19 protein-coding genes are annotated in these 21,111 nt (G+C 73.9%); 12 read left to right on the top strand and 7 right to left on the bottom strand.

Annotated elements, in window-relative coordinates; translation table 11 throughout:
• Window positions 1-2 precede the first annotated feature (2 nt).
• The 3 genes from NF338_RS11660 to NF338_RS11670 are packed head-to-tail and all read right to left on the bottom strand — an operon-like array spanning window position 3 to window position 3,288.
• On the bottom strand, window positions 3-899 hold the full coding sequence (locus NF338_RS11660; RefSeq protein ID WP_264030926.1) for a carbohydrate ABC transporter permease: 897 nt from the start codon (window positions 897-899) through the stop codon (window positions 3-5).
• Entirely contained in the window at window positions 899-1,879 is a 981-nt protein-coding gene (locus tag NF338_RS11665) for a carbohydrate ABC transporter permease (protein ID WP_264030927.1), read from the bottom strand. Before NF338_RS11665 ends, NF338_RS11660 begins: the two co-directional genes overlap by 1 nt.
• Window positions 1,876-3,288 (bottom strand): ABC transporter substrate-binding protein, encoded by a 1,413-nt coding sequence (locus NF338_RS11670; protein WP_264030928.1) that lies wholly within the window; start codon window positions 3,286-3,288, stop codon window positions 1,876-1,878. The genes NF338_RS11665 and NF338_RS11670 overlap by 4 nt, the downstream gene beginning before the upstream one ends.
• Before the next feature lie 171 nt (window positions 3,289-3,459).
• Between NF338_RS11670 and NF338_RS11675 the strand changes: the two genes are divergently transcribed.
• From NF338_RS11675 to NF338_RS11700, 6 genes are all read left to right on the top strand, one after another.
• Window positions 3,460-4,809, top strand: a complete 1,350-nt coding sequence (locus NF338_RS11675) for an enolase C-terminal domain-like protein (protein WP_264030929.1) — start codon at window positions 3,460-3,462, stop codon at window positions 4,807-4,809.
• Window positions 4,810-4,961: 152 nt separating this feature from the next.
• The gene (locus NF338_RS11680; protein WP_264030930.1) at window positions 4,962-5,306 is read left to right on the top strand and encodes a hypothetical protein; all 345 of its coding nucleotides are present in this window, start codon (window positions 4,962-4,964) and stop codon (window positions 5,304-5,306) included.
• Entirely contained in the window at window positions 5,306-5,833 is a 528-nt protein-coding gene (locus NF338_RS11685; protein WP_264030931.1) for a hypothetical protein, read from the top strand. The genes NF338_RS11680 and NF338_RS11685 overlap by 1 nt, the downstream gene beginning before the upstream one ends.
• Window positions 5,830-6,927: a peptidoglycan-binding domain-containing protein gene (locus tag NF338_RS11690; protein ID WP_264030932.1), complete on the top strand. Its 1,098-nt coding sequence runs from the start codon at window positions 5,830-5,832 to the stop codon at window positions 6,925-6,927. The genes NF338_RS11685 and NF338_RS11690 overlap by 4 nt, the downstream gene beginning before the upstream one ends.
• 10 nt (window positions 6,928-6,937) lie before the next feature.
• Window positions 6,938-7,567, top strand: a complete 630-nt coding sequence (locus tag NF338_RS11695; protein ID WP_264030933.1) for an ABC transporter ATP-binding protein — start codon at window positions 6,938-6,940, stop codon at window positions 7,565-7,567.
• Window positions 7,560-8,597 carry a hypothetical protein gene (locus NF338_RS11700; protein ID WP_264030934.1) on the top strand — a complete coding sequence of 346 codons (1,038 nt, stop codon included), beginning with the start codon at window positions 7,560-7,562 and terminating at the stop codon, window positions 8,595-8,597. Before NF338_RS11695 ends, NF338_RS11700 begins: the two co-directional genes overlap by 8 nt.
• Window positions 8,598-8,620: 23 nt before the next feature.
• Here the strand turns inward: NF338_RS11700 and NF338_RS11705 are convergent, their stop codons facing one another.
• Entirely contained in the window at window positions 8,621-9,766 is a 1,146-nt protein-coding gene (locus tag NF338_RS11705; RefSeq protein ID WP_264031006.1) for an ROK family transcriptional regulator, read from the bottom strand.
• Between the two features lie 163 nt (window positions 9,767-9,929).
• Complete coding sequence (locus NF338_RS11710) at window positions 9,930-11,519, bottom strand: GH39 family glycosyl hydrolase (protein ID WP_264030936.1); 1,590 nt, start codon at window positions 11,517-11,519, stop codon at window positions 9,930-9,932.
• Window positions 11,520-11,707: 188 nt separating this feature from the next.
• Between NF338_RS11710 and NF338_RS11715 the strand changes: the two genes are divergently transcribed.
• The 3 genes from NF338_RS11715 to NF338_RS11725 are packed head-to-tail and all read left to right on the top strand — an operon-like array spanning window position 11,708 to window position 17,509.
• On the top strand, window positions 11,708-16,300 hold the full coding sequence (locus NF338_RS11715) for a CARDB domain-containing protein (protein WP_264030937.1): 4,593 nt from the start codon (window positions 11,708-11,710) through the stop codon (window positions 16,298-16,300).
• A 10-nt stretch (window positions 16,301-16,310) separates the two neighbouring features.
• Window positions 16,311-17,093 carry a deoxyribonuclease IV gene (locus NF338_RS11720; RefSeq protein ID WP_264030938.1) on the top strand — a complete coding sequence of 261 codons (783 nt, stop codon included), beginning with the start codon at window positions 16,311-16,313 and terminating at the stop codon, window positions 17,091-17,093.
• A gap of 2 nt (window positions 17,094-17,095) precedes the next feature.
• Entirely contained in the window at window positions 17,096-17,509 is a 414-nt protein-coding gene (locus NF338_RS11725) for a VOC family protein (RefSeq protein WP_264030939.1), read from the top strand.
• Window positions 17,510-17,549: 40 nt separating this feature from the next.
• On the opposite strand, the gene NF338_RS11730 is transcribed toward NF338_RS11725, so the two are convergent.
• Entirely contained in the window at window positions 17,550-18,131 is a 582-nt protein-coding gene (locus tag NF338_RS11730) for a hypothetical protein (RefSeq protein ID WP_264030940.1), read from the bottom strand.
• 170 nt (window positions 18,132-18,301) lie between these two features.
• Between NF338_RS11730 and NF338_RS11735 the strand changes: the two genes are divergently transcribed.
• Genes NF338_RS11735 through NF338_RS11745 form a run of 3 tightly spaced genes read left to right on the top strand, consistent with a single transcriptional unit; the run spans window position 18,302 to window position 20,255 of the window.
• Complete coding sequence (locus NF338_RS11735; protein WP_264030941.1) at window positions 18,302-18,982, top strand: YceI family protein; 681 nt, start codon at window positions 18,302-18,304, stop codon at window positions 18,980-18,982.
• Window positions 18,979-19,509: a sigma-70 family RNA polymerase sigma factor gene (locus tag NF338_RS11740; RefSeq protein WP_318783053.1), complete on the top strand. Its 531-nt coding sequence runs from the start codon at window positions 18,979-18,981 to the stop codon at window positions 19,507-19,509. The genes NF338_RS11735 and NF338_RS11740 overlap by 4 nt, the downstream gene beginning before the upstream one ends.
• Window positions 19,506-20,255, top strand: a complete 750-nt coding sequence (locus NF338_RS11745) for a zf-HC2 domain-containing protein (RefSeq protein WP_264030942.1) — start codon at window positions 19,506-19,508, stop codon at window positions 20,253-20,255. Before NF338_RS11740 ends, NF338_RS11745 begins: the two co-directional genes overlap by 4 nt.
• A 15-nt stretch (window positions 20,256-20,270) precedes the next feature.
• On the opposite strand, the gene NF338_RS11750 is transcribed toward NF338_RS11745, so the two are convergent.
• Entirely contained in the window at window positions 20,271-21,071 is an 801-nt protein-coding gene (locus NF338_RS11750) for a MerR family transcriptional regulator (RefSeq protein WP_264030943.1), read from the bottom strand.
• Between the last annotated feature and the right edge of the window lie 40 nt (window positions 21,072-21,111).

The following is a 21,111-nucleotide window of genomic DNA, read 5'->3' on the forward strand; positions in this document are numbered from 1 at the left end:
GGTCACCCCTTCACGGCACCCACCAGGCCGTTGACGAAGTACCGCTGCGTCGCGAGGAAGAGGATGATCACCGGGATCACGACGATCAGCGCGCCCGCCATGAGCTGGTTGTACTGGACGACGTTCGACGACTGGAGCTGCTGCAGCGCGATGGGGAGCGTGAACGTCGACGGGTCGTTGAGCGACACCCGCGACAGCAGGTACTCGTTCCACGTGGGGATCGCGGTGAGCAGCGCGATCGTGATGATCGCGGGCCGCGCGAGCGGCACGTAGACGCGCGCGAAGATGCGCAGCTCGCCCGCGCCGTCGACCCGCGCGGCGTCCCGCAGCTCCCCGGGCACGGCCTGGAACGCGTTGGTGAGCAGCAGGATCGACAGCGGCGCCGTGCCGTTGACGAACGGCAGGATCAGACCCAGGTGCGTGCCGAGGATCCCGAGCTGGTTCTCCAGCAGCACGATCGGCAGGAGCGTCACGACGCCCGGCACGAACAGCAGCACGAGGAACAGGCGGAAGAAGGCCTGGCGCCCCGGGAAGCGCAGCACCGCGAAGGCGTAGGACGCGGCCGAGTACACGACGACGACGCCGAGCGTCGTCAGGCCCGTCACCTTGACGCTGTTGAGGAAGTAGTCGAAAAAATGCAGCCGGCTCCACGTGTCGACCAGGGTCGACAGGGTCGGCTCGGCGGGGATGAGGTTGCCCCCGCCCATGACGATCTCCTGCTGCGTCTTGAACGCGGCAGAGACCATCCACAGGAACGGGTACAGGCTCACGACGGCGTACCCGACGAGGAGCACGCCCACCACGACGCGCGCGACGACCACCTTGGCGGGGGTGCCGCGACGGCGCGGGGTGAGGGCGGGCACGTCGGGGAGCTGCGTGCGGTCGGCGACGGTGGTCATCACTTCTCCCTCGTGACGCGCTGGTTGACGATCGCGACGGCGAGCGCGGCGAAGAACAGGAGCCAGCCGAGCGCGCTCGCGAGGCCGAGGGTCGGGGCGAGCTGCTGCTGGAACGCGAGGTCGTACGTCTCCAGGCCGAGCACGTTGGTGCGACCGGCCGGGCCGCCGTTCGTCATGATGAGGAAGATCTGGAAGCCCTGGAGCGCGTCGCGCACGTTGAGCAGCATGATGACGGCGGTCGTGCCCTTGAGGAGCGGCAGCACCACGGAGAAGTTGGTGCGCCACCACCCGGCGCCGTCGAGCTGGGCCGCCTCGAGCACGGACGAGTCGATCGACTGGAGGCCCGTCAGGTAGAGGAGCATCGCGACGGGGACGCCCGACCAGACCATGATGACGATGAGCGTCGGCAGGGCGGTCGACGGGTTGCCGAGCCAGCCCTGCGGCTGCGCGAGGCTGCCGAGTCCGAGCGAGCGGAGCAGGAGGTTGATCGCGCCGTTCGGCTCCAGCACGTACTGCCAGGCCATGTACACGGCGATGCCGGCCGTGACGTACGGGACGAAGTACACGGACCGCAGGACGCCGGAGAACCGGCGCGCCTGGTTGAGCACGATCGCGAGCGGGAACGCCACCGCGAGGATGAGGATCGGCACCGCGATCATCACGACGAGCGTGTTGAGCGCGGCACGGTGCACGACCGGGGCGTAGATCGGGCTCGCCCACAGCAGGTCGGCGTAGTTCTTCAGCCCGACCCACTCCCACGTGGGCGTGAGGCCGTTCCAGCGCACGAACGAGAGCTGGGCGCCGAAGAAGAGCGTGTACACGCCCATGACGAGGAACAGCAGGAGCGCGGGAGCGATGAAGACGTAGCCCCACGCCACCTCCTTGCCGCGGTAGCGCATCTTCTGCCGGCCGCGGCGCCGGCCGCCGCCGACGCTCCCGTGGGCGGGAGCGTCGGCGGCGATCGTCGCGGGGGTGGTCACTTCGACTGAGACCAGAACGTGTCGATGAGCGTGGCCACGGTCGTCGAGACGGTCGCGACGTCCTGCGTCGCGAGCGGCGTCAGCTCCATGACGGCGTCGCCCACCTGGGCAGCGTCGTACGCCGCGGGGCGGTACGACGTGTCACCCGGGTTGTAGGCGTTCTCGCCCTCGCCGAACGCGCCGATCATCGCGCCGAGGACCGGGCCGACCGTCGAGGACGGGTCGTCGCCGAGGTCGACGGGCGGGACGTCGAGCGCGTCCTTGGCGAACGTGGCCGCCACGTCCTGCTCGGACAGGTACTTGATCCACTGGAGCGCGCCGTCCTTGTTGCCCGTGGTCGCGGAGACCGACAGGCCGGTGAGGCCGAACGGGGCGAGCTGGAGGTCGTCGATCGCGCCGCCCTCGGGGGCCGGGACGGGGAAGGTCACGATGTTCTCGGCGTCCATGCCGTTCTGGGCGAGGAACGCGAGGGTGAACGTGCCGCCGATGTCGAACGTCGACTTGCCCTGCGCGAACGCGATGTCCGCGTCGTCGATCGTCAGCGACTGCGTGCCCGGCATCCAGTACGGCTGGATCTGGTTGTAGGTCTCCAGCACCTTGACGCCGTTGGGCGACGCGAAGCTCTTGGCCGGGTCCTGGCCGAACAGGGCGCCGAAGTCGTCCTTGCCGAGCTGGCCGTAGGCCATCGGCTGCATGAGCCACTCGAGGCCCGTCGTGGAGGACTGGAAGCCGATGCTCACGCCGCCGTCGTCGGGGTTCGTCTTCTTGACGGCGTCGAGCGCCGCGACGAACTCCTCCCACGTCGTGGGGGCCTCGGTGACCCCGGCCGCCTCGAGGCGCTCCTTGTTGGCGTAGACGATGCCGAACGTGCCGATCGTGAAGGGCACGGAGAACCGCTGACCCTCCTCGATCCCCGCGGTCTTGGAGCCCTCGGCGAGCGACTGCTCGTAGTACGCCGGGGTGACGGTCCCGTCCTCCGCGACGGCGGGCAGGAAGCGCGAGCTCCAGTCGTCGTCGACATCGTCGGACAGGTCCTCGAGCAGCCCGGCGCCCCCGAACGTGAAGTCGTCGCCGTGCGTGTGGACCTCCATGACGTCGGGCAGGTCGCCCGTCTGCGCGGCCGCCTGGACCTTGGTGATGAACGCGTCGTCGGGGGTGTACGCCTGCACGTCGACCGAGATCCCGGTCTCCTCCTCGAACGTCTTCGCGGCGTTCTGCAGGGGCTCGACGTGGGACTGCTTGAAGGTCCACATGGTCAGGCTGTCGGGGTCGCCCTCGCCGGAGCCGCCGCCGTTGCCGCCGCCACCGGCCGGCCCGCTGCACGCGGCGAGCGCGCCGGCGAGCAGGGCGGAGGTGGCGATGGTCGCGGTGATGCGGGCGGGGAACGGACGACGTCGGTGTCGGTTCACGGGAAGCCTCTCGGTCCACGGGCGACGCCGGGGCAGCGTCGCGGTTCCGGAAACATAAATCAATTCGATGTACAGTGTCAACGACGGCGATCGGACGCCCCTCGTCCGGCCCCCGTCCATCCGTCGCGCGGAACGTCCCGCGCACCCCGAACCCGCGGAACGAGGTCACCGATGACAGCAGCGCAGCAGCCCGGCACGGACGGCACCGGGGCCGGGCTCCCCGATCCCGTCCGCGAGGTCGTCCGGGACGTCCTCGCCCCCGCGCCGTGGGCTCCCGAGCGCTCGGGCGCCGGGGACGAGGGCCTGCGGATCACCGCGGTGCGCACGTTCCTCACGGGCCCGCAGGGCTGCCCGTACGTCGTGGTGCGGGTCGAGACCAACCAGCCGGGCCTCTACGGGCTCGGCGACGGCAGCGACCCGCAGCGCCCCCTCGCGACGCGCACCGTGATCGACGAGTACCTCGGCCCGATGCTCCTGGGTCGCGACCCCGCGGACATCGAGGACCTCCACCGCCTGCTGCTCAACAGCGGCTACTGGCGCGGCGGCTCCATCGAGCACAACGCCCTCGCGGCGGTCGACGTCGCGCTCTGGGACCTCAAGGGCAAGGTCGCCGGCCTCCCCGTCCACCAGCTCCTCGGCGGGAAGGCCCGCGCCTACGCCGACGCGTACACGCACGTCGACGGCGCCGACGCCGCCGAGGTCGCCGAGAAGGTCCTCGCCGCCGTCGAGCGCGGCTACCGGCACGTGCGCGTCCAGGTCGCCGTCCCCGGCCGCGACACCTACGGCACCGCACCCCGCGACGAGGCCGAGGCCGCGCGCCGTCGGGCCCGCACCGACCGCTGGGACACGCTCGCCTACCTGCGCCACGTGCCCGGCATCCTCGCCGACGTGCGCGACCGCGTCGGTCCGGACGTCGAGCTGCTCCACGACGCCCACGAGCGCATGACCCCCGCCGAGGCGCGGCAGTTCGTGCGCGCCGTCGAGGACGCGCACCTGTTCTTCCTCGAGGACGCGCTCGCGCCCGAGGACGCCGCCCACTTCCCCGAGCTGCGCGCCGCCGGCACCACCCCGCTCGCGGTCGGCGAGCTCTACCACGACCCCCGCGCCTACCTCCCGCTGGTCGCGGGCCGGTCGATCGACTTCGCCCGCATCCGCATCCCCACGCTCGGCGGGCTCACGCCCACGCGCAAGCTCGTCGCCGTGTGCGAGATGTTCGGCGTGCGCACCGCGCCGCACGGGCCGGGCGACGTCACGCCCGTCGGGATGGCGGCGAACATGGCGCTCAACATCTCCTCCCCCGCGTTCGGCGTCCAGGAGGCCGCGACCTTCCGCGACGCGACGCTCGAGGTCTTCCCCGGCGCCCCCGTCCCGACCGACGGCCACCTGCTCGCCCCCGAGGCCCCCGGCCTCGGCGTCGACTTCGACGAGGTCGCCGCCCGCCGCTACCCCGTCGGCGCCCCGCTCGAGCACGACCGCTGGGCGCTCCTGCGCGCCACCGACGGCAGCGCCCACCGCGCCTGACGCGCCGCCGCCCACGACGGCTCTGACCTGCGGAGCCGCGCGCCACATCCGGATCCGGTGTTTTGTTTTCCGGGGTTGCGCAATATCGGCGGTGCCCCTACCTTGAGCACCACTGTCCGATGTTCGACGACGAATGTTGAGGGGAAACAGTGATGCGCAAGGGAACGAAGGGGGCCTCGGCGCTCCTTGCGGTGGCGGTCTCGGTGGGGCTGATGGTGTCGACGGCGGCGCCCGCGTCCGCCGGACTGGCGTCACGGTTGTGCAGCACAGGTGGCGAGGTCTTCGGGGCGTCGAACTCGTCGACCGTGCAGTCCGCAGCGAGCGGCAACTGCGGCACGGTCGGCGTCCGGGGCTACTACGCCCACATGGGCGGCGCGTCGTGGACGACCTGGACCTACAAGAGCGGATCCAACGCGATCGCCAAGCGGACCGGCACGAACTTCACCCAGGCCCAGCACAATGGTGCCGGTACCGGCGTGTTCACGACCAACGTGTGATGGCGCGCTCGTCCCGTCGCACCGGCGCGCTCCTGGGAACGCTCCTGGGAGCGCTCCTGGTGTCAGGTTGCGGCGGCTCCGGCTCCGACGACATCCCGCAGTTCGACGCGATCAACGCCGACGAGGACCTCTCCTCGGCTGGTCCGGAGCAGCGCGAGGCGCTGACGGACGGCGAGGTGACCCAGGACGAGTACACGGCGGGGTTCGAGAGGTTTCGGGCGTGTCTGCGCGCTGAGGGCTACGAGCTGCGGGACGTCGAGCTCGTCGGGGTGGTGTGGCAGGGCGGGATCCCGGCGGAGGCGGTCGACTCCGGAGTCGAGAAGACCTGCTACGACCGCGACTTCAAGTTCGTCGACGTCGTCTGGCAGACCTCGAACCAGGAGGAGACGTCGCTGCTGGACGCGCTGAGGTACTGCCTGCAGGAGCGCGGGCTGGGCGTCCCGTCGACGCTCGCGGAGGCGCAGCGCGCCGTGGCCGGCGCCGGGCTGGACGAGGCGTCGTGCGTCGCGGAGTACGACGCCCTGTGAGGAGCGACCGGTCCCGTGGCTGGGTGCGCCTGGTGCCGTTGGTGGCGCTGTGGGCCGTGCCCGTGGTCGCGGTCGCCGTGGCGTTCCCGCTCGTCGACGCCGCGGAGGAGCGGAGCGTCGCGGTGCCGGCGCCGACGGTCGTCGAGGTCGGCGCCCGTTCCGACGACGGACGGACCGCGGTCGAGGTCGCGACGGTGCGCGCCGTGGCTCCCGGGGTCCGCGCTCCCGCGGGGGGAGTCGTCACCGCGCTCACCGAGGCGGGTCCCGTCGTGGCCGGGCAGGCGCTGTTCGCCGTCGACGGCATCGACGTGCTCGCGTACCGCGGCGACCCGCTTTGGCGCGACCTGCGCCCGGGTGACCGCGGCACGGACGTGCGCGCGCTCGGGGACTACCTCGTGTCGCTCGGGTACCTGGACGCGGTCGGCGTCGACGACCGGTTCGGCCCGGCGACGCGCGAGGCCGTCCGGGCGCTCCAGGAGCGCCTCGGGGTCCCCCGGGACGGGGAGTTCCGCCTCTCGTACGTCGTGCGGGTCGACGACGCCGTGCCGGCGGTCACCGGTCCGCTCGTCGCCCTGGGGGACCGGGTCGAGGCGGGCGACGCGGTGCTGGAGGGCTCGCAGCCCGTGGAGGCGCTGACCGTGGCCCCGATCGCCGAGGGCGGCGGTCTCGGCCGGCTCGCTCGGGAGCCGGTCGTGCTGCGCCTGGGCGAGGTCGAGGTACCGATGTCCAGCGCGGCGCCCCAGGGCGCCGAGCTGGACGGCGTCGTGGCGGCGCTCGAGGAGGCCGTGGCCGCGGGCACGCTCGAGCGGATCGTCGACGAGACGACCTCGACCGTGCGCTACCGGGGCGCGATCCTCGCGCTCCAGGACCCGGCGGAGCGCGGTGCCGTCCCCTCGACGGCTGTGCGCGTGGACCACGACGGCACGACGTGCGTCCTGCTGAGCGACGGCTCCACGGCCGCGGCGCAGCCTCGCCGGCTCGAGGTCGCGGAACCCGGGAACGAGCTCGCGACGGTGCTCGTCGACGCCGACCTCGTCGGAGCCCGCGTGCTCCGCGACGCGACGCAGGCCACCGGCACGGCAGGGTGCGGGTAGCGGCGTGCGCGTGGACGTGATCGACGCCGCCATCGCGTTCGGGCCCGTCCCGGTGTTCGCCGGGCTGACCGCGACGTTCGAGCCCGCGCGCGTCACCGCGCTCGTCGGACCGTCGGGCAGCGGCAAGTCGTCGCTGCTCGCCGCGGTCGCGGGGTACCAACGGCTCGCGACGGGCAGCATCGAGCTCCACGGACCCGACGGGTCGGCCAGGCCGCCCTCGCCCGGCGTCGTCGCCTGGGTCCCTCAGGGGTCCAACGCGCTGGGGCGCCGCTCGGTCCTCGACAACGTCCTCGTCGCGCCGCTCGCGGCGGGCCGCCCCGGACGCGAGGCCCGGGACACCGCGCGCGCCGCGCTCGACCAGGTCGGGCTCGCGGACCGGGCCGACGAGCAGGCCCGGCGCCTGTCCGGCGGCGAGCTCCAACGGGTCGCGCTCGCCCGCGCCCTCGCGTCGGGCAAGGAGCTCATCCTCGCCGACGAGCCGTCGGCGAACCTCGACGCCGCCAACACCGAGCTCGTCGCCCGGATCCTCGCCGGGCTCGTGTCGCACGCGACGATCGTCGTCGCGACCCACGACCCGGTGCTCGTCGCCGCCGCCGACGCGACCGTCCCGCTCCGGCGGGAGGCGGTCGTCCGTGCGTGACGGCTGGCGCGTCGCCGACCTCGCGCGCGAGGCCCTGCGCAACACCGTCGGCCGCTCCGCACGGCTGCTTCCCGTGGTCGCGCTGGCGGTCGTCCTCGGGTCGGGCACCGCCGCCTTCGTCGCGCTCGAGACCGCGTCGCTCCAGGACGAGTTGAACGACCTCGCCGAGCGCGGGCGCGGCGTCGTCAGCTACATGCAGGCGAACCCCGACCAGCCCGCCCTCGTCTCACGCGCGTCGTGCGAGGCGCTCGCGGGAGCGCCGGGGGTCGAGGCGGCGGGAGCGGTCGTCCCCAGCGGCAGCGTGCTCGTCGTGCCCGTCGGACCGGACGTCCCCGTGCAGCGTGCGTCGACCTCCCTCGTCCCCGGGCTCGCCGACGTCGACGCCCTCGTCGGCGCGGGCCTGCTCGACCGGACCGGGCCCGCGGGCCAGCGCGTGCTCGTCGGCGACGAGGCGCTCGACTCCGCGCGGACCCCGGCCCTGCGCGAGGGGGTCGGGACGGGCCGTTCCCTGACGGTGCCCCTCCGGCCCGACGACGCCCAGGTCGAGCGCTGCGTCGTCGTGCTCGATCCCCTCGTGGCCCTCGACGACGTCGCCGCGACCCAGATCGCCTCGCTGCACGTGAGCGGCAACGCCGTGGTCGGCACCGAGGCGCTGCGGGCGACGAGCGACCCGGTGCAGGAGTTCCTCGACCGGCCGAGCCGCTTCCTGCCCGTTCTCCTGGGGCTCCTGGGCGCCGTCACCACCGCCGTCACGTACCGGCTGCGCGCGAGCGAGCTCGCCGTGTACCGGCTCTCCGGCACGTCCGCACGCTCGCTGCTCGTCCTCGTCGCGCTCGAGACCCTCCTCGTCGCGGGCGTCGCCGCGACGGCGACGACGCTGGCCGCCGTCGTGCTCCACGCCCGGTACCTCGATCCGACGACGCCCGTCCTGTGGGGACTGGTCCTCGCCGGGACCTGGGCCGTCGTCACCCACGCCGCGACCGCGGACCTCGCTGTCCGGCGCCCGACGGACCTCGCGAAGGACCGCTGACCCCGTTCGGCCGGACCTCGCCCTCAGCCGAGGAGGAGAGCCTGGGGCTGGGGGGAGAGGGTCTGGTCGAGCACGAGGCAGGCGGCGCCGACGGCACCGACGTCCTCCCCGAGGTGCGTGCTGACGACGCGGATGTCGTGCATCTTGTCGACGAACGGCGAGCTGGAGATCATCGGCTCGACGGTCGCGAAGAACCGCCGCGAGAGCAGGGGCCAGTTGGGGCCGCCGAACACGACGAGCTCGGAGTCGAGGAGGGCCGCGGCGGCGGCGACACCCGTGCCGACGCGGCGCGCCCAGCGGTCGATGATGACCTGCGCCCCGCGCTCCCCCGCCGCGGCGAGGTCGACGAGCCGGGCGAGCTGCTCGCCCTCGACGCTCGGCCCGCGGCCGGGGACGGCGTCGAGCACGCCGGCGGCGACCGCCTCGTTCACGAGGGCGCGCGTGGTGCAGTTCGCGTCGAGGCCGCCGACCTCGCCGGCGTTGCCCGACGCGCCGCGCAGCACGACGTCGTCCACGACCACGCCCATGCCCGACCCGGCGCCGAGGTAGAAGAACAGGAAGTTGCCGGAGTGGGTCGCCGCGCCCGCCCACCGCTCGGCGACGGCCGCCGCGATGACGTCCTTGTCCATGAGGACGGGGAGCCCGGTCGCCTCGGCGAGCCGGTCGCGCAACGGGACGCGCCCCCACCCGACGAGCCGGGGCGGGTCGACGACGGACCCGCTCGCGAGGTCGATCGGGCCGGGCACGGCGATGCCGAGCCCGAGGATGCGGTCCCGGTCGGCGCCGGACGCGTCGATGACGGCGTCGATCGTCTCGGCCATCGCGGCGATGGTCGACTCCTGGTCGACCACCGCGGGCGTAGGACGCCGGACGCTGTGGACGACGCGGCCCGCGAGGTCGAGCACCACGTACGTGATCACCGCCGGGTCCAGGTGGACGCCGAGCGCGTACCGGCCGCCGGGGACGATCTGCAGCACCGTGCGCGGCTTGCCCGCGCGGCCGCTCTTCTTGCCCGCCTCGGCGACGAGGCCCGACTCGAGGAGCCGGCGGCAGATGTTCGACACGGTCTGGGCCGACAGGCCCGTCGCACCGGCGAGCTCGACGCGGCTCAGACCCTCCGGCGCGCGCCGGATCGCGTCGAGGATGACGGACTCGTTGAAGTCGCCCATGCGCGGCAGGTTGGTGCCACGGCGCACCGCGGACTGCGCGCCCGCCTGCGGCTCCGCCTGGTCGATCGTCACGCCCTGCCTCCTTGCTCGCGCCCGGTCGACGACGACCGGGCCGGGCGCCCGCCCCGCCACATCTTCGCACCGGCAGGCACGATCCGGCCCCTCACGCGACCTGTCGGGCGAGGAGGAGCGACCAGGGCGCGAGCGTGCGCTCGACGCGCAGGACGCCGTCGGCCGGGACGACGACGGACTCGCGCCGCGTCGCGCGGGCCGCGGCGTCGAGGAGCGCGGTCTGCTCGCGCGTCGGGGACGACGGCGCGCCCATCGCGCGCCACGCGGCGACCGGGTTGGCGTGCTCGGGGTCGAGCGTCTCGAACTCGACGACGGCGCCGGGCGCGAGTCCTTCGACGACGAGCGCGACGTCGCGGGGCGAGCCGGCCGCCTCCGTTTCGTCGGCGACGGTGCGGTCGTCGAACGAGGCGGGGACCGAGCGCGTGACCTCGGCCGGGTAGTGGTGCACGAGGGCCGTGACGCGGCCGGTCGCGTCGTGGCGCGTCACGACGCCGTCGTCGGCGGTCGCGAGGAGGGTGTCGCCGAGCGCGTGCAGCATGCGGTAGGCGTGGAATGTCGGCTTCGGCACGCCCTGGAGGGTGATCATGCCGAACCCGCCGTGGAACATCTCGTCGCCCGCGCCGCCCTCCTCGAAGACGTCGGTGAACGTCCAGTACGCGAGCGAGTCGACGGTCTCGATCGAGCGGAGCACGGACCGGACGACGTAGACGGCGGCGGGCACGGTGTCGTGCGTGAAGTCGCGCGGCGAGGACGACGAGTTCCACTCGGTGAGGTGGATCTCGGCGTCAGGGAACGCGCTGGCGTCGACCAGGCGGCGCAGGAGGGCGAGGTCCTTCGGGGTCGCGTCGACCTCGCGGGTCAGGCGCGCACCCTGGCCGTGCTCGTCGAGCGCCCAGTCCGTGGGGTATGGGTGGGTCGAGACGAAGTCGACCGGCAGGTGTTCACGCTCACAGAAGTCAAGGAACGCCTCGAGCCAGACCGGCTTCCAGTCGAGGGAGTCGAGGTCGGCGCCGAGCGTGGCCTCGTGCACCTGGAAGTCCTCGGTCTCGCCGTCGAAGCGGGCGTCGGGCACGAAGTTGGACGTCGCGGGGCCGCCGACCCGCAGGCGCCCGTCGACGGCCTTCACGGCACGGGCCGACGCGGCGTAGAGCGCGAGGTACTCGCTGCGCGTGCCGCGGAAGAAGCCACGCAGGTTGGCCTCGTTCCACACCTCGAAGTACCACTCGCGGACCTCGGCGAGACCGTAGCGCGCGACCCAGTGCTCGACGAGCGAGCGCACGAGGAACGACCACCGGTCGAGGTCGACGGGCGGCGCGCCGTGAGCGCCCCACCAGAACACGGTCTCGGTCTCGCGGGCGAGCGCGCGGGGGCTGAAGCCGAGCTCGACGAACGGCCGCACCCCGGCGTCGAGCAGGGCGTCGAAGAGCGCGTCGACGTACTGGAAGTTGAGGACTGGCGTGCCGTCCTCGCGCTCGGTGTAGACGAACATGTCGTCGTGCAGGAGGCCGTGGAACCGCACGTACTCGAACCCGCACTCCGCGCGCACGGCCGCGAGGTGGCGCTGCCAGTCGGCGCGCAGCCCCTCGTTCGCGCGCCCGGCGCCGACGACCGTGCTCCAGAAGTGGGTCAGGGGTCGCCCCGCCTCCGTCGCGCTCGCGTGCAGGGTGATCGGCTCGGCCACTCGTCCTCCTCGTCGGGTGCGCGCGACGTGCCGACGCACGGGCGCTCGACGCGCTCGCGCCGGTGCGACGAGTATAAATCAAACTGATGGATTATCTCGCGCCGTGCTGTTGCCCAGGTCTCCGACCCGCCGGATAGTGGGGAGGTCCATGCGTCGCGCCGCCCTGTCCGTCGAGCCCGAGGGAACCCATGCCGACTGCCGCGCCACCTCGCCCCGCACCGGTCCCCACGCCGCGCGCCCAGGCGCGTCGCGCGGCTCGTCGTCGGGTCGTCGCCGCGACCCTGGCCGTCGTCCTCGGCGCGCTCGGCGTCGCGCTCTCGCCCCCGGCGCAGCTCCCCGCGAGCGCCGACCCCCCGACCACGGGGTCGACCATCGTCACCGAGACCTTCCAGGGCGACTCGGTGCTCGACCCCGCGTGGCAGGCGCTCGGTGCGGCGTGCCTCACCGGGCGCCCCGCCGGTGGCGGCGCCGGCGTGATTCCCGACTGCGCGCCCTCGCAGACCGGGCCCGTGCCGCCGACGGGCGTGACCCCGGGCTACCTGCAGCTCACGGACACGCAGAACTACCAGGCGGGGAGCATCCTCTACAACCGCCCGATCCCCGCGACCGCGGGCATCTCGGTGACGTTCGAGCAGTACCAGTACGGCGGGAACGGTGCCGACGGCATCGGCTTCTACCTCGTGGACGGGAGCACCGACCTCACCGCGACGGGGGGCCTCGGCGGCAGCCTCGGCTATGCGCAGCGCCACACCGAGCCGGGTGTCACGGGCGGGTACGTCGGTGTCGGTCTCGACGGGTACGGCAACTACTACGGCGACGGCGAGGACCGCGGCAGGCTGTGCCCGGCCGGGCAGCAGTCACCGCAGACCGCGGAGGGCGCCAACGCGCCCAACGTCGTCACGGTGCGCGGCCCCGGCGCCGGTCTCGACGGGTACTGCTGGCAGGGTGCGACCGTCGTGAGCCCGACCCCGCGCCCGCAGAGCACGCTCGCCGGCACCCTGCGCGCCAACACCCAGGACCCGGTCGTCGCGAAGCGCACGGTCAACGTGCAGGTCACGCCGGCGCCCTCGCCGCGCATCATCGTCGAGGTCCGGTACACCGACGGCGGACCGTGGGTGCGCGAGCTCGACATCCCCGCGCCGCCCAACCCGCCGAGCACGTACAAGCTCGGGATCTCGGCCTCCACGGGTGGGCTCAACGACGTCCACCTCGTCCGTACCGTCACCGTCGACACGATCCTGCCGCTCGCCGCGCTCCAGCTCGAGAAGCAGGTCGACCGGAGCGGCCCGCCGCTGGGTCCCGAGCTCGGGCCCGGTGACACGATCCCCTACGTCTACACCGTGACCAACGCGGGCCAGGAGACGATCGAGGACCTGCGGATCGTCGACGACCGCCTCCCCGGTCTCACCGACGTCACGTGCGACCTCACGACGCTCGTCCCCGCGCCCGCGGCGGGCTCGACCGCGGTGTGCCGCGGCACGTACACGATCACGTCCGACGACGCCGCGGCCGGCTCGGTCACCAACGTCGCCTTCGCCGCGGGCGTCGTCGACGACGAGACCGCGATCGTCTCGAACCAGGCGAGCACGACCGTCCCGCTCGTCTCCTCCCTCGCGCTCACCAAGGCCGTCGTGACCAGCCCGCCGTACGCCGTCGGGCAGCAGGTCCAGTACGGCTACGAGGTGACGAACACGGGCGGGTCGACCCTCACGACGGTCGGTGTGACGGACGACCGGGTGAGCACCGCGGGCGTCGTGTGCCAGGCCGACGTGCTCGCGCCCACCGAGTCCACGACGTGCACCGGGACGTACGTCGTGCGCGCGGAGGACGTCGGCGCCGACGGCTGGCTGGTCAACACGGCGCAGGCGCACGCCTCCACGCCGATCGGCCAGGGCGTCCTGTCCGACCCTGCTGACGAGCGCATCCCCGTGTTCACCGACGTCGGGGTGACCAAGACCGTGGACCAGCCGGCGCCGCTCGTCGGGACGGACGTGACGTTCACGATCACCGCGACGAACAACGGCCCCAGCGCCGCGACGAACGTCGTGCTCCGCGACCAGCTCCCCGCGGGCCGGCTCACGTACGTCAGCCACACCACGAGCGCCGGCACGTACGACCCCACCGCCGCACAGTGGCAGATCCCCGCGCTCGCCGTCGGTGGGTCGGCGACGCTCACGCTCGTCGCGACCGTGAACACGAACACCGAGGTCGCGAACAGCGTGACGCGCACGTCGATGACCCAGACCGACATCGACCCGTCGAACGACAGCGCGTCGGTCACCCTGAACCCGGTCACGCCGACGACGGACATCGCGGTCCTCAAGTCGGTCGTCGGGCCGGACGACGTCCCGCTGGGCTCGACGGCGCAGTTCCGCGTGACCGCCCGCAACGACGGCCCGTCGCCGGCGACGGGCCTGGTGCTGCGCGACGTGCTCCCGAGCGGGCTCACCCTGGTCTCGGCCACGCCGAGCCAGGGCACCGTCGCGCCGGACACGGGGCTGTGGACGGTCGGGGCGCTCGCCGTCGGGGCGTCGGCGACGCTCGACCTCGTCGTGGAGCCGCAGTCGATCGGGCGCTTCGTCAACGTCGCGCGCCTCGAGGCGGTCAGCCCCACCGACGTGAACCCGGGCAACAACCAGGCGAGCGCGACGATCACCGCGCGCGCGCCGCAGGCCGACCTCGCGGTCGTCAAGGGCGTGCTCCCCGCGTCGACGTTCGTCGGCGACACCGTCACGTTCTCCGCGACCGTGACGAACCTCGGTCCGGAGACCGTCCACGACATCCGGATGGTGGACGACCGCCCCGACGGCATCACGGTGCTCGGCGCCGAGGCGTCCCAGGGGACGATCGACGTCGAGAACCTCACGTGGGACGTCGGGACACTCGCTCCCGGCGCGAGCGCGCGGGCGACGCTGACCGCGACGATCGACACCGAGGGCTCGCACACGAACACCGTGACGGTGGGTGCGCCGAACCTCGTCGACCCCACACCGGAGAACAACACCGACACCGCGACGGTCACGACGCAGGTCGCGCCGCTCGACCTCGGCGTCACCAAGTCCGTCGCCTCCGACACGGGTGCGCCGCTCGACGAGATCCCGCTCGGCGAGACCGTGACGTTCACGATCAGCGCGACGCACACGCCCGACCCCGAGGCCCCCGACGAGTCCGCGACGGACGTCGTCCTGCTCGACACCCTCCCGGCGGGGCTGACGTACGTGAGCAGCACGGGAGACGGCGCGTTCGACCCGGCGACGGGCCGCTGGACGTTCGACACGATCGCCCCGGGCGCGACCGTGACGCGCGAGATCGTGGCGCGCGCCGACGTCGTCGGGCAGCAGATCAACTCCGTGTCGCTGAGCCACGTCGCCCAGCGCGACACGGACCCGACCAACAACAGCGCGACGGCAAGCATCACCGTCGTCGAGGAGGCCGACCTCGCCGTGTCCAAGACCGTCGAGACGCCGCGCGGCGACGGCGTCGCACAGCCGGGCGAGATCGTCACGTACACGATCGGGATCGGGAACCTCGGCCCGAACGACGACGACTCGGTCGAGGTCGTCGACCCGCTGCCGATCGCGGCGGACATCGTCGGCTTCCGAGCCCCCGACGGGACGACGTTCGACCAGGCCGCGCGCGTGTGGACGGTGGGCTCGCTCGCGGTCGGGCAGGAGTACACGCTCGAGATCGACGTGCGCGTGAGCACGCGCGGGGGGTCGTTCCGGAACGAGGTCGTCAACTCCCAGGCGCGGCTGCCCGACCCTGACCTGTCGAACAACTCGGCCTTCGCGACGCTGTTCGTCCCCGTCGCGGACGTCGTCGTCACGAAGACCGTGGACGATCCCGCGCCGTTCGTGGGCGACGAGGTGACGTTCACGGTCGGGGTCGCCAACTCCGGCCCGGACCGCGCGGACGCGGTCATGGTCGCCGACCTCCTGCCCGACGGGCTGACGTTCGTCTCCGCGACGCCGTCGACCGGCACGTACGACGCCGGGACGGGCGTGTGGACCGTCGGCGACCTCGACCCGCGCAACCGTCTCCCCGGCGACGCCGTCCCGCAGGCGACGCTGACCGTCGTCGCGCACGTCGACCGCGCGGGGACGTTCGACAACACGGCCGCCTCCGACCGCACGGACGCCTTCCCGTTCGACCCGGACCTCGCGAACAACTCGGCGTCGGCGACGGTCGTCGCGGCGGTCCTGCCGACGGACGTCGGCGTGACCAAGACCGCGACGCCGTCCTCGGTGGGCGTCGGCGGCGAGGTCCGCTTCGCGCTGACCGTCACGGTCTCGGGTCCGGGCGCCGCGGCCGACGTCGTGGTCGTCGACGCTCTGCCCGAGGGGCTGACACCCGTCTCCGCCGGGCGGCTCCCCGACGGCGACGCGTGCACGGTGACCGGCCAGGACGTGGTGTGCCTCCTCGGCGACCTCGCACCCGGCGACGCGGTCGACCTCGAGGTCGTCGCGACGGGCGACGTCGCGGGCACGCACACCAACACCGCGACCGTCTCGACGACCTCGCCGGAGGAGGTGCTCGAGAACAACACCGCGTCCGCCGACGTGACCGTGGTGGCGCCGCCGACGCCGCCCGGTCCGGGGCCAGGTCCCGGACCAGAGCCCGGTCCAGGGCCAGGGCCGGGCGGTCACGGACCGGGGTCCGTCGCAACCACCGGGGCCGACGGCGTCGCGGCGCTGCTCGTCGCGCTCGCCCTGCTCGCGCTGGGGACCGTGCTGCTCGTCGGCGCGGTCCGCGGGCGGCGCGGCGTGGGCGGCTCCGCGTAGGTTGGTCCCCATGCGGATCGGAGCCCACCTCGACCAGTCGGACGTCGTCGCGCAGGCCGCGAGCATCGGCGCGGACGTCGCCCAGATCTTCCTCGGCGACCCTCAGTCCTGGAAGGGACCGGAGTTCACCTTCCCCGGCGGGGCGGAGGCGCTGAAGGCCGCGGCGGCGGAGGCGGACCTCGAGCTCGTCGTGCACGCGCCGTACGTCATCAACGTCGCGAGCCCCAACAACCGCATCCGCATCCCGAGCCGCAAGCTGCTCCAGCAGATCGTCGACGGCGCGGCGGCGGTCGGGGCGACGGGCGTCGTGGTCCACGGTGGGCACGTCACCGCGAAGGAGGACCCGGAGAAGGGGTTCGACAACTGGCGCAAGGCGATCGACGCGCTGCAGACGGACGTGACGGTCTTTGTCGAGAACACCGCGGGCGGCGACTTCTCCATGGCGCGCCGGCTCGAGCGCATCGAGGGCCTGTGGGCCGCGATCCAGCAGGCCGACGGTGCCGAGAACGTCGGGTTCTGCCTCGACACGTGCCACGCGTGGGCTGGCGGCATCGACCTCACGACGGCGGTCGAGCAGGTCCGCGCGATCACGGGCCGCGTCGACCTCGTGCACCTCAACAACAGCCGCGACACCGCCGGGAGCGGCGCCGACCGCCACGCGGGACTCACGGCGGGCACGATCGACCCGGAGCTCCTGCTCGGGGTCGTGCGCGCCGCCGGGACGTCGGTCGTGTGCGAGACGCACGCGGACGTCCCCGCCGACGTCGCGTGGCTGCGCGAGCAGCTCGGCTGACCGTGGCCGACCCGCGGCCGATGCGGCTCCGCAACGCGACCGTCGACGCGCGCGACCCCCGCGCGCTCGCCGAGTTCTACCGTCGCCTCACCGGCTGGGAGTACACCCCCGGGCACGAGGACACCGACCCGGCCGGCGACGACTGGCTCTCCCTCCAGGTCCCGGGCGGAGCGTCGCGCCTCGCCTTCCAGCGGTCCGACGCCGACGTCCCGCCCTGGCCCGGCGGCGCGCGCGTCCACGTCGACCTCGACGTGCCCGACCTCGCGACCGCGCACGAGCACGCCCTCGCGTGCGGCGCGCGCCCGCTCACCGGGACGCCGGAGGAGGAGGGCCACCCCGACGACCTCTTCCGCGTCTACGCCGACCCCGAAGGCCACCCGTTCTGCCTCAGCTCGCCGCCGCTCGACCACGCGTGACCGGCCACGGGCCGGACACGGTGGGCGACGCCGCACCAGGTCAGTAACCCGATCCCGTCGCGGGGGCGGCGTCCATGATCTCGGAGCCGTCGGGGGCGACGACGTACCAGACGCCGTTCACGCCCTGACCGGTCACGTCACCGGGGCCGGTGTCGGCCGCGTACGTGTAGACCGGGCGACCGTCGATCGTGACCTGGAGCTCGCCGTCGACCCCCGTGATGGTGCCGACCTCTGCCGTGACGCCGTCGACCTCGGGGTCCGCGCTCGCCGCGTGGACCGCGGGCCACGCGGCCGCGCACTCGCCCTCGCACGCGCTCGCCCCGGAGCCCTTCGTGTCCTTGTCGTAGTAGTAGACGGTCATGCCCTGGCCGTCGACCACGATGGTGCCGAGCGACGAGTCGGCCGTACCGAGGACCCGCCCGGCACCGCTCGACCCCGTGCCGTCGCCGGTCTCGCCGTCGCTCGTCGCGCCGGAGTCCGTGGACGGGCTGCTCCCGCCGCCGTAGAGGCCACGGCCCCCGCCGGAGCACCCGGCGAGCACCCCCACCAGCGTGGTCGCGAGCGTCGCGGCGACGGCCCAGGTGGGGACGGTGGTGACGGACGTGGTCTGGGTGCGTCGCATGTCGACTCCTCGGGAACACTGTCGGGGTCGCGAGCACGGCCCCTACTCTCACGACGACACGGGTCGCCGCGCGGTTCACCGGCCGCGCGCCGGGCCCGACTGAACCGATCCGGCTCCTGCCTCGTCTCCCTGGGTGACGGGGTCGACGGAGGATGATCGGAGGAGGGGACGTGCGCAGGAGGACGAAGGTGCTCGTGGGTGTCGGTGTCGTGGTGCTGGGCGGTGCCGTGGTCGTGGTCGGCCCCGGGCTGTACGCGGACTGGTCCAACCGGGCCGCGGCCGAGGAGCCGACCCTCGACGCGCCGTCGGGCGACGGGGCGGCGCTCGACCCGGCCGGCCTCGCGGGGGACTGGACGGTCGCCGACGGCTCGTTCGCGGGGTACCGCGTGCACGAGGTGCTGCAGGGCGAGGACGTCACCGTGACCGGCCGGACGGACCAGGTCACGGGGGCGTTCACCGTCACGGACGGCGCCCTCGCCGCAGCGACGGTCGAGGTCGACATGGCGAGCGTCGCGACCGACGAGCCGCCGCGCGACGCCTACTTTCGCGGCTCCGCGCTCGACGTCGGGACGTTCCCCACCGCGACGTTCGCCCTGACCGAGCCCGCCGACCTCCCGGCGGGCACCGCCGACGTCGAGCTCACGGGCGACCTGACGATCCACGGCGTGACGCGGACCGTCACCGTCGAGGCCCAGGTCGGCACGACCGCCGACGGCGTCCAGGTGGTCGGCAGCGTGCCGATCACGTTCTCCGACTTCGACGTCCAGGCGCCGAGCCTCGGGTTCGTCACGGTCGACGACGCGGGCAGCGTCGAGTTCGGCCTCGACCTCGTGCCGACGGCCGGGTCGTGACGGACGGGGAGGTGCCGCGCGTGCGCGCCGACGCCGACGACCTGCTGCGGGCGGTCCACGCCGCGCACGGTCCCGCGCTCGAGCGCTACGTCGCGCGCCTCACCGACGACCCCGCGCAGGCGCAGGACGTGGTCCAGGAGACGCTGCTGCGCGCGTGGCGGCACCCCGAGGTGCTGGAGCGCCCCGAGGGCTCGGTGCGCGCGTGGCTCTTCACGGTCGCGCGGAACCTCGTCGTGGACGAGCTGCGCAGCGCGCACCACCGCCGTGAGCTCGCGAGCGCCGACGTGCCCGACCACGGCGAGGCGGACGCGACGCAGGCCGTCCTCGACGCGTGGCTCGTCGCGGACGCGCTCGTGTCGCTCTCGCCCGAGCACCGGGCCGTCGTCGTCGACGCGTACTACCACGGGCGTTCCGTGGCCGAGATGGCGTCGGCGCACGGCGTCCCACCGGGGACGGTCAAGTCCCGCATGCACTACGCGCTCCGCGCGCTGAGGCTCGCGCTGCAGGAGAAGGGAGTCTCGTCATGACCGTCACGCCTCCCCCGGACCCGTACCGCGAGTGGGACGCGGCGTACGTCCTGGGTGCGCTGAGCCCGCGCGACCGGCGCACGTTCGAGCAGCACCTGGCCACGTGCCCCGCGTGCCGCGAGGCCGTCGGCGAGCTCGCCGGCATGCCCGGGATCCTCGGCATGCTCACGGCGGAGCACGCCGACGCGCTCACGGACGGCGCGGGCTCCGGCACCGGCCCGGACGCGGCGGGCGGCGAACGCGACGGCGCGCCGGGCGGGGACGGCGGCACCGTGGTCCCGCTCGCGGCCGTCGCCGCGGGTGCGCGCCGGCGTCGGGCCCGACGCCGCGTGCTGCTCTCCGCGGCGGCCGTCGGGCTGGTCGTGGCGGGCGTCGCGGGCGGGGTGGCCGTCACGCGTCCGGACGACGCCCCGCCGCCGGTCGCGGCCGGGACGACAGAGGTCGCGCTGGAGCCGGTCGGGGCGGCGGACGTGCGCGCCGACCTCACGCTCACCCCGGCCGCGTGGGGCACGCGTCTCGACTGGTCCTGCTCCTACCCCGTCGGGGAGTGGGAGGACGGCGCGACGTACCAGCTCGTCCTCGTGGACGACGCCGGCGCCCGGGAGGTCGTCGCGACGTGGTCGTCCACCGACGCGGGGAGCTCGGACGGGCTCGGCGCGTCGTCCGCCGTCCCCGTCGACGGGATCGCGCGCCTCGAGCTCGGGGTCGTGGGCGTGGACGGCGCGCTGGCCGCGGCCGACGTCTGATCCACCGGCGGCGCGTCAGGCCACCGGGACGGCGACCTCCAGGACCGGGCCGGGGCCGCGCGCCACCCACGTGGGCAGGTAGATCTCGCGGTTGTCGCCTGCGGGCGCGCCCTCGGTCAGCGCGTGCCCCGACGACAGGTGGTCGTGGACGAGGACGAGCAGGGCCTGGTCGTCCGCCTCCGCGGCGGTCAGCGCGACGTACGCCTCGTCGTGGGGGCCGTCCGTGGTGAGGACGAACCCCTGGGGCGGCCGCACGGCGTCGGCCACGGGGACCTGCACGGTGACGCGTGCGGCGAACCCCTCGGTCGCGCGCTCGTGGTACTCGACGTACGGGTGTCCGGCGAGCGGCGCGTCGGCCCTGCGCAGGACGTCGAACACGGCCGCGGTCGCCTCGGGGAGCACGCGGGGGAGCTCCTCGAGGGTCGCGCGGCGCACGGTGCCGAGCACGAGCCGTTCCGCCACCGCGCGACGTCGTACCTCGACGTCGAGGCGCGGCGCCCCGGCGAGCACGGACCGGACGTACTCCCCGGCCGTGAGCGACTCCGTGACGGCGGACCGCCGCGCGCTCCACACGGCGTCGAAGGCCGCGACGGCGTCCGGCGCGCCGAGCACGTCGCCGACCTCGACGAGGGAGAGGCCGACGTCGCGCAGGAGCCGCACCCGCCGGGCGCGCGCGACCTGGTCCTCGTCGAACAGGCGCGGCCCGGCCTCCGTGGCGCGCCGGGCGGTCAGCAGCCCCCGGTCCACGTACAGGCGGACCGCCTTCTCGCTCAGACCCGTCGCGCGGGCCACCTGCCCCGTCGTGTGCTCGTCCATGCCCGCGACGCTAGGTCCTTCCCCTGGGGAAGCCGCAAGC

Source organism: Cellulosimicrobium sp. SH8 (assembly GCF_025818875.1).
GTDB lineage: Bacteria > Actinomycetota > Actinomycetes > Actinomycetales > Cellulomonadaceae > Cellulosimicrobium > Cellulosimicrobium cellulans_D.

Coding starts and splice junctions, on each gene's coding strand:
- NF338_RS11720 (WP_264030938.1), top strand. CDS start 16,311: ATGCGGATCGGAGCCCACCTCGACCAGTCGGACGTCGTCGCGCAGGCC.
- NF338_RS11680 (WP_264030930.1), top strand. CDS start 4,962: ATGCGCAAGGGAACGAAGGGGGCCTCGGCGCTCCTTGCGGTGGCGGTC.
- NF338_RS11750 (WP_264030943.1), bottom strand. CDS start 21,071: ATGGACGAGCACACGACGGGGCAGGTGGCCCGCGCGACGGGTCTGAGC.
- NF338_RS11705 (WP_264031006.1), bottom strand. CDS start 9,766: ATGGGCGACTTCAACGAGTCCGTCATCCTCGACGCGATCCGGCGCGCG.
- NF338_RS11685 (WP_264030931.1), top strand. CDS start 5,306: ATGGCGCGCTCGTCCCGTCGCACCGGCGCGCTCCTGGGAACGCTCCTG.
- NF338_RS11715 (WP_264030937.1), top strand. CDS start 11,708: ATGCCGACTGCCGCGCCACCTCGCCCCGCACCGGTCCCCACGCCGCGC.
- NF338_RS11745 (WP_264030942.1), top strand. CDS start 19,506: ATGACCGTCACGCCTCCCCCGGACCCGTACCGCGAGTGGGACGCGGCG.
- NF338_RS11660 (WP_264030926.1), bottom strand. CDS start 899: ATGACCACCGTCGCCGACCGCACGCAGCTCCCCGACGTGCCCGCCCTC.
- NF338_RS11730 (WP_264030940.1), bottom strand. CDS start 18,131: ATGCGACGCACCCAGACCACGTCCGTCACCACCGTCCCCACCTGGGCC.
- NF338_RS11675 (WP_264030929.1), top strand. CDS start 3,460: ATGACAGCAGCGCAGCAGCCCGGCACGGACGGCACCGGGGCCGGGCTC.